The sequence below is a fragment of the Kitasatospora sp. NPDC004240 genome, assembly GCF_053603215.1.
On record NZ_JBSGFD010000304.1, the window covers coordinates 1 to 7,011 of the forward strand.

Annotated in this window: 9 protein-coding genes; 7 read left to right on the forward strand and 2 right to left on the reverse strand. The window is 72.9% G+C overall.

What is annotated here, in order from left to right; translation table 11 throughout:
• The 7 genes from ACWEQL_RS39635 to ACWEQL_RS39665 form a co-directional block, all read left to right on the forward strand.
• Nucleotides 1-309: hypothetical protein (locus ACWEQL_RS39635; RefSeq protein ID WP_452156009.1), on the forward strand; the 309-nt coding region annotated here is incomplete at its 5' end.
• A 20-nt stretch (nt 310-329) separates the two neighbouring features.
• Nucleotides 330-1,019 carry a DNA polymerase III subunit beta family protein gene (locus ACWEQL_RS39640; protein WP_452156011.1) on the forward strand — a complete coding sequence of 230 codons (690 nt, stop codon included), beginning with the start codon at nt 330-332 and terminating at the stop codon, nt 1,017-1,019.
• Between the two features lie 10 nt (nt 1,020-1,029).
• The gene (locus ACWEQL_RS39645; RefSeq protein ID WP_452156013.1) at nt 1,030-1,299 is read left to right on the forward strand and encodes a hypothetical protein; all 270 of its coding nucleotides are present in this window, start codon (nt 1,030-1,032) and stop codon (nt 1,297-1,299) included.
• A gap of 81 nt (nt 1,300-1,380) precedes the next feature.
• Entirely contained in the window at nt 1,381-2,298 is a 918-nt protein-coding gene (locus tag ACWEQL_RS39650) for a bifunctional DNA primase/polymerase (protein ID WP_452156015.1), read from the forward strand.
• Between the two features lie 182 nt (nt 2,299-2,480).
• A complete protein-coding gene (locus ACWEQL_RS39655; RefSeq protein WP_452156017.1) occupies nt 2,481-3,569 on the forward strand; it encodes an AAA family ATPase in 1,089 nt (362 codons plus the stop codon).
• A gap of 175 nt (nt 3,570-3,744) precedes the next feature.
• Complete coding sequence (locus tag ACWEQL_RS39660; RefSeq protein ID WP_452156019.1) at nt 3,745-3,975, forward strand: helix-turn-helix domain-containing protein; 231 nt, start codon at nt 3,745-3,747, stop codon at nt 3,973-3,975.
• Nucleotides 3,976-4,057: 82 nt separating this feature from the next.
• Complete coding sequence (locus tag ACWEQL_RS39665; protein WP_452156021.1) at nt 4,058-5,305, forward strand: site-specific integrase; 1,248 nt, start codon at nt 4,058-4,060, stop codon at nt 5,303-5,305.
• 71 nt (nt 5,306-5,376) lie between these two features.
• Here ACWEQL_RS39665 and ACWEQL_RS39670 read toward each other — a convergent pair whose 3' ends face one another.
• Together ACWEQL_RS39670 and ACWEQL_RS39675 are read right to left on the reverse strand one after the other, a co-directional pair.
• Complete coding sequence (locus ACWEQL_RS39670) at nt 5,377-6,003, reverse strand: vitamin K epoxide reductase family protein (RefSeq protein ID WP_452156023.1); 627 nt, start codon at nt 6,001-6,003, stop codon at nt 5,377-5,379.
• Entirely contained in the window at nt 6,000-6,809 is an 810-nt protein-coding gene (locus ACWEQL_RS39675) for a DsbA family protein (protein WP_452156025.1), read from the reverse strand. Before ACWEQL_RS39675 ends, ACWEQL_RS39670 begins: the two co-directional genes overlap by 4 nt.
• Between the last annotated feature and the right edge of the window lie 202 nt (nt 6,810-7,011).

Genomic DNA, 7,011 nt, shown 5'->3' on the forward strand with positions numbered 1-7,011 from the left:
GCCGTCCTCGCGGCCGCCGCCGGCCGCTGCCAGTGCCGCGGCACCTGCGGCAAGAACCACGCCAAGGACGGCGGGCGCTGCCCCGCCGTCCACGGCGGCTACGGCCCCCGCCACGGCACCGGCCCCGTCCGCCTGGCCGCCGCCCCCGCCGAACCGGCCGACATCCTCCTGCCCGCGCACCACGCCGCCACCCTGCCCAAGGCCGCGCTGGCCGCTTGGTGCCCGGCCTGCCTCGACGCCACCACCCGCGCCGCCCGCAGGACCCGCCAGGCGGCCCACCCGCCGACCGAACCCGACGCCCTGTTCTGACCGACCCGAAAGGACCCGGGATGACCGTCACCACCGCCGCCCTGCCCCGCTTCGTCACCCAGCTCGCCCCGCACATCAGCACCGACACCACCCTGCCGTCTATCGGCGGCATCTACCTGGAGGCCGACGGCACCCACCTGCTCGCGGCCGCGACCGACCGCTACACCTTCGCCGTCACCCGCACCGAGGCCACCGAGCCCCAGCCGTGGAGGGCGGTCATCGCCCGCGCCGACCTCACCGCGCTGCGCGCCCTGTTCCCCGCCCGCCGCCGCCCCGCCGACCTCCACCTCACCCACAGCAGGGGCTGCACCCGCACCCCCGACGGGCTCCTCACCATCGGCGACGGCACCCGCTCCCTCACCCTGAACGCGAACGCCTCCCTGGCCCGCAAGTTCCCCAAGTGGCGGCCCCTGTTCGCCGCCGCCCTCGCCGCCGAGCCCCACCAGGACACCGAAACCCACTACAACGCCGACTTCCTCGCCCGCTGGGCCAAGGCCGCCGAGCACTGGCAGCCGCTCACCACCTGGTCCGCCGGCCCCGGCAAGCCCCTGCTCGTCGCCGCCGGCCCCGACTTCCTCGGCCTCCAGATGCCCGTGCGCTCCGGCGATCACAGGCCCGAAACCCCCGTCCGCGACCGCCAGGACCGCACCGCCCTGCGTGCCGTCTGGGCCGACACCCTCCCCACCGCCCGGCGTCTCAAGGCCGCGTAGGAGTCCCGCCATGACGATCCGCGCGATCACCTTCCACATCGTCAGCTGCGACGTGTGCGGCGACGAGGACACCGACGACTGCGTCATCCCGCTGTTCGACACCCCGCAGATCGCCGCCAACCACGCCCGCCGCTGCGGCTGGCTCGTCACCGCCGACCAGCGCACCATCTGCCCCGACACCGACCAGCACCACCGCACCGCCCTCGACGCCCTCATGCCGCCCGAGCCCACCAGCGACGTCGACGGCCAGCAGTCGTTCGACACCGACCCGGCCACCTGACCACCCAACGCCCCGGAGCGGGCCGGTGGCCATCGCGCCACCGGCCCGCCCCGCCATCAACACCCGACCAGGAGGTCTCCCGTGCCCGCACCCGACTGGCACCATGCCCTGGCGGCCGCGCAGTTCGCCGCCGCCCGCGGCCTGCGGGTCTTCCCGCTGGCCCGTAGCAAACGGCCCGCCATCCCCAGCCCCCACCCCGGCGACCCGCGCTGCCGGGGTGCCTGCGGCCGGCTCGGCCACGGCGTCCACGACGCCACCACCGACCTCGACCGGCTCCGCGAGCTGTTCGAGGCCGCCCCGTGGGCCACCGCCTACGGCATCGCCTGCGGCCAGGCCCCGTACCACCTCATCGGCATTGACCTGGACGTCAAGCACGGCGCCGACGGCCCCGGCAACCTGCACGCCCTCGCCGACCGCCACGGCTTCCGCATCCCGCCGACCACCACCGTGGCCACCCCCAGCGGCGGCCTCCACCTCTGGCTCACCGCACCACCCGACGCCCGGATCACCAACTCCGCCGGCGACCTCGCCCCCGGCATCGACGTACGCGGCACCGCCGGCTACCTCGTCGGCCCCGGCTCCCGCACCCAGCACGGCACCTACGCCTTCGCCCCGGGCGCCGACCCAAACACCACCGCCCCCGCCCCCGCCCCCGCGGAGCTGCTCGCCCTGCTCGCCCCTGCGCCGCCGCCCGCGCGCATGCCCGACCCCGAGGCCCTGCGCCGCGGCATCCGGGTGCAGAGCGCCTACGTCCAAGCCGTCCTCGACGGCGAAGCCGCCAAGATCCGCGCGCAGCAGAGACCCGGCCGCAAGAACCGGCTGTTCGCCTCCGCCGCCCGCCTCGGCCAGCTCGTCGCCACCGGTACCGTCCCCGAACCACTCGCCCACGACACGCTCCTGAGCGCCGGTCTGGCCTGCGGCCTGACCGAGCCGGTGTGCGAGCGGACCATCCGCCGCGGTTTCGACCGGGGCGCCGGACCTACACCACGCGCGGCCTGACCACCTCCCGCGCCGTGCGGGGGCGGAAAAGCGCTTCTCCGCCCCCGCACCGGCCGGGCCTGCGCCATCAAGCCCGCCACTGACTCCACCGGCCAGAAAGGGACATCCGTGGCCCGCATCCCCCTTCACACCCCGCACCCGTCGGCGGGCCGTGCACCTGACCGGCCCCACCGGGCCGTCGCATGACCCGCCCCGCCGACCCGAGGGACACGACCCCCGGCCCGAGGCTGCGGATCGTCGGCGACGACGAAGCGCCGTGGCCGGACGAACCAGCCCCCGACAACGGCCCCTGGGCCGCCCCCGAGCCCGCACCCCGACCCACCGCCACAGAGGCGCCCACGACCCCTCCCAGGCCCCGCACGGTGTGGTCGGCGGCCGACCTCATGGCCACCGACTTCCCCGAACCCCGCTGGGCCGTCCCCGGGTTCTTCGCCGAAGGCGTCAGCCTCCTCGCCGGACCACCCAAGGTCGGCAAGTCCTGGCTCTCCCTGGGCTTGGGCCTCGACGTCGCTGCCGGCCGCCCCGCCTTCGGCAGCGTCGAGGTCGAACCCGGCCCCGTCCTCTACCTCGCGCTGGAGGACACACCCCGCCGTCTCAAGACTCGCATGGGCAAGCTCCTCGCCGGACGCGAAGCCCCCAAAGCCCTCACTCTCGTCACCGAGTTCCCCCCGCTTCCCCAGGGCGGCGCCGACGCCCTCGACCGCTGGCTCACCCAGAACACCGACCCCCGCCTCGTCGTCATCGACGTCTTCGCCAAGGTCCGCGGCCAGTCCCCGCCCGGCGTCGCCGCCTACGACGCCGACTACGCCGCCATCGGCCACGTCAAACAGGTCGCCGACCGCCACTCCGTCGCGACGATCCTCGTCCACCACGTCCGCAAGATGGCCTCCGACGACTTCCTCGCCGAAGTCTCCGGCACCAACGGCCTCGCCGGCGCCGCCGACGCCACCCTCGTCCTCAAGCGCTCACGCGGAAAGGCCGACGGCGTCCTCCACATCACCGGCCGCGACGTCGACGAAGCCGAACACGCCCTCGAATTCCAGCCCGACACCGGCAGCTGGCTCCTCCTCGACGGCCCCGCCAGCGATCACACCATCGGCGACACCCGCTCCCGGATCCTCGCCCACGTCCGCGCCAACCCCGGCAGCAAACCGAAGGACATCGCAGCCGCCACGGGCCTCGACTACGCGAACACCCGCCAGACCTGCACCCGTATGGCCAAGGACGGCCAGCTTCGCACTGACACCAGCGGCGCCTACGTCGTGCCATGAACTCCGTGACAGGCGGGAGCACCCCTGGACTGTCACAGCTGTCACAGCTGTCACCGAGGGCCACTGACCTGCGCAGATGTCGGTGACACCCGCAGTGACAGCGGAATGCAGCCGAGGCCCGCCGCGACGGGCCGCCACACCCACCCGAGACTGGTCCCTGGATTCTGGAGCAGACATGCCCAAGAACGCCGCGCTGCCCGGCGACGGACAGACCGACCCCCGCTTCGTCGTCCTCACCTGCGAGGAACTGGCGGAGTTCCTCAAGCTCCCCTCGGTCGAAACCGTCTATCAGTGGCGCCGGAAGCACACCGGACCGCAGGGCTTCCGCGCCGGGCGCCACGTTCGCTTCACCCTGGCCTCCGTCCTCGCGTGGATGGACAGCCAGGCCCGCAAGGACGCTGCCTAAACCCGTTGATCGCCTGGCAGAAGGCCCGTGACGCCGAACGTCACGGGCCTTCGCTGTGCTCTACCGAAAGGAGGCCGGCCGCATGGCTGGCCACGTTCAGGACCGCTGGTACAAGACCGAGACCGGCCCCGACGGCAAGACCCGCCGGATGAAGTCCGAGCGCTACGGCACGGGGATGCGCTATCGGGCCCGGTACATCGGGCCCGACGGCAACGAGAAGAGCAAGAGCTTCCCCGACCGCAAGAAGCGGGAGGCGGATCTCTGGTTGGCGCAGACGCGCGCCGACATGGAGCGCGGGCAGTACGTGGATCCCAAGGCCGCCCGCACGACGTTCCAGGAGTACGCGCTGCGGTGGTTGGCCTCCCAGACGACGGACGCTGTCACCCAGGAGGGCACAGAGCGGCGGCTCCGCCTGCACGTGCTCCCGTATCTCGGCTCCCGCCCGATGGGGACGTTCCAGCCCGTCCACATCCGCGAATGGCTCAAGCGGCTGGAAGGATCCGGCCTGGCGGCGTCGTACATCGGGATCATCTACACCGACGCCCGAGCGGTGCTCTCCGCCGGTGTGGACGACGGCTTCCTCGCGCGGAATCCCTGTGCTTCCCGGTCGGTCCGCCAGCCGACGTCCCATCGGGAGCGTGTCGTCCCGTGGACGGCCGAGAGGCTGTTCGCGGTACGGGCCGGGCTCCCGGAGTCTCTTCGGCCGGTGGTGGATCTCGGGGGAGGGTGCGGGCTGCGGCAGGGGGAGATTCTCGGCCTGGCGGTCGACGCGATCGACTTCGAGGCGGAAACCCTGCGCGTCGTCTCGCAGGTCAAGCTTCTGCGGCAAGGGCTGATCTACGCGCCCCCGAAGGGCAACAAAACGCGTGACGTACCGCTGCCGGCGGCTGTCGCAGCCATTCTCAAGGAGCACCTCGCGGCCTTTCCCCCGACTGCGGTGACGCTCCCGTGGCGGACGTGGGACGGACCCAAGGTCACCAAACTGCTGCTCTTCACCGATGCGGCAGGGGAGACCTTCCGCCGCTCGACGTTTAACCAGTCGTTGTGGAAGCCCGCGCTGGCGGCCGGGGGAGTGATCCCGGCCCCGCGGCCCGGGCAGCCGCCTGCGAGCGCGCCCCGGGACGGGATGCATGCCCTCAGGCACTTCTACGCCTCGGTGCTGCTCGACGCCGGCGAGAACATCAAGGCCCTGAGCGAGTACCTGGGGCACGCGGACCCGGCCATCACCCTGCGGACCTACACGCACCTCATGCCGAGCAGCCCGGACAGGACCCGCCGGGCCGTGGACGCCCTCTACCAGGACCCGGCCGAGCGTTCCGACGGCCCGTAGACGGCCCAGGGAGGACAAGCCGATGGCTCCCACCTGAATAACCGCAGGTGGGAGCCATCGGGAGGGCTCGATCAGAGCAGGGTCGACCAGTAGTACCAGAAGCGGTTGAGGATCAGCAGGGCGATCACCGCGTACGCCAGGGCCGGGACCACCCAGTGGTAGCGGGCGGCCTCCCGGACGACCGGGCGCAGGCCGGCGGGGACGCGGATCACGCCGGTGCGCAGGTTGTGCAGTGTGGTGTACCAGAACAGCGGGATCATCGCCGCCCAGACCACCATGCAGTACGGGCAGAGCGCGCCGATCTCGTACAGGGCCTGGTACATCAGCCAGCTCACGAAGCCGATGCCGAAGAGCGTCCCGGCCTGGAGGCCGAGCCAGAACCAGCGGCGGAAGGACGCCCCGGCGAGCAGGCCGGCGCCGATCGTGATCACCACGGCGAAGCCGATCAGCCCGAGCAGCGAGTTGGGGAACCCGAAGGCCTCGGCCTGGTCGCTGCGCATGATCGAGCCGCAACTGATGATCGGGTTGATGTTGCAGTTGGGGACGTAGGACGGGTCCTTCAGGAGCCTGATCTTGTCCAGGGTGAGGACCACCGAGGCGAACAGGCCGAGGGCGCCGGTCACCAGCAGCAGGACGGCGAACCGCCGCGGCGGCGCGGTCACGGGGGCGGCGGTGGTCACGGGGGTGGCGGCGGTCATCCGGTCACCTGCTTCACCGTCGCGGTGAACTGTTCGGGCGTGATCGCCGCGCCGTTCTTGAAGACCTCCAGCTTGGTGCCGTCCAGCCGGACGGTCGGGGTGCCGGTGACACCGCCGGCGTCGAAGGCCTTGTCCACCTTGGCGGCCCACGGCAGGTAGGTGCCCTCGCGGACGGCCTTGACGAAGCCGTCCGTCGTCAGGCCCGGGACCTGGCCGGCCAGGTCGAGGATCTTGTTGACGTCGCCGAAGCCGTCCTCGCTCTCCGCGGGCTGGTTGGCGTAGAGCACGTCGTGGAACTGCGCGAACTTGTCGACGCCCTCGTTCAGCGCGGCGCCCGCGGCGGCCAGCGCGGTGTGCGAGCCCTTGCCGCCGAGGCCCTTGTCGAGGAAGGCCGCCAGTTTGTACTCGATCTTGTACGTGCCGGCGTCGGCCAGCTGCTTCATGGTGGAGCCGGTGGTGGTCTCCACCTTCTCGCAGTACGGGCAGCGGAAGTCCTCGAAGACCTCCAGGGTGTGCGGGGCGTCGGCCTTGCCGTAGGTGATCACGGTGCCGTCGGCGCCGCTCGTGTGGGCGGGGACGACCAGCGGGCCGTCGGTGCCGGCCACCGAGGAGCCGGCGCCGGAGGAGCCGCCGACGGCGAGGGCCACGCCCCCCACCAGGGCGAGGACGGCGGCGGAGGCGGCCCCGACCACGACACGGCGGCGGATCCGGGCGGAACGCTCGGCGGCCTCCCGCTCCTGGCGCATGCGCTCGGTGGCGGCGCGGCGGGCGGCCTTGCGGTCGGCGTTCTGGCGGTTGGTGCTCATGGGGTGACTCGTCCTGTGCTCTGTCGCGTACGGAACGCGTACGGGAAGGGGTGCGCGGGGAGCGGCCGAGCGCCGTGAAGGCGGCGGGCTCAGGCCGGGACGAGCACCGGGGGGCCGCGCCGGACGGCGGGGCGGAGCAGGACGTTCCCGGCGGGGATCCGCGGCCGGCTGGCACGCGGGAGCGGCACCCGGCGCACCGGGC

Bases quoted from the DNA above. Each gene is read 5' to 3' on its own strand.
- ACWEQL_RS39640 (WP_452156011.1), top strand. From the start codon at position 330: ATGACCGTCACCACCGCCGCCCTGCCCCGCTTCGTCACCCAGCTCGCC.
- ACWEQL_RS39645 (WP_452156013.1), top strand. From the start codon at position 1,030: ATGACGATCCGCGCGATCACCTTCCACATCGTCAGCTGCGACGTGTGC.
- ACWEQL_RS39655 (WP_452156017.1), top strand. From the start codon at position 2,481: ATGACCCGCCCCGCCGACCCGAGGGACACGACCCCCGGCCCGAGGCTG.
- ACWEQL_RS39660 (WP_452156019.1), top strand. From the start codon at position 3,745: ATGCCCAAGAACGCCGCGCTGCCCGGCGACGGACAGACCGACCCCCGC.
- ACWEQL_RS39665 (WP_452156021.1), top strand. From the start codon at position 4,058: ATGGCTGGCCACGTTCAGGACCGCTGGTACAAGACCGAGACCGGCCCC.
- ACWEQL_RS39670 (WP_452156023.1), bottom strand. From the start codon at position 6,003: ATGACCGCCGCCACCCCCGTGACCACCGCCGCCCCCGTGACCGCGCCG.
- ACWEQL_RS39675 (WP_452156025.1), bottom strand. From the start codon at position 6,809: ATGAGCACCAACCGCCAGAACGCCGACCGCAAGGCCGCCCGCCGCGCC.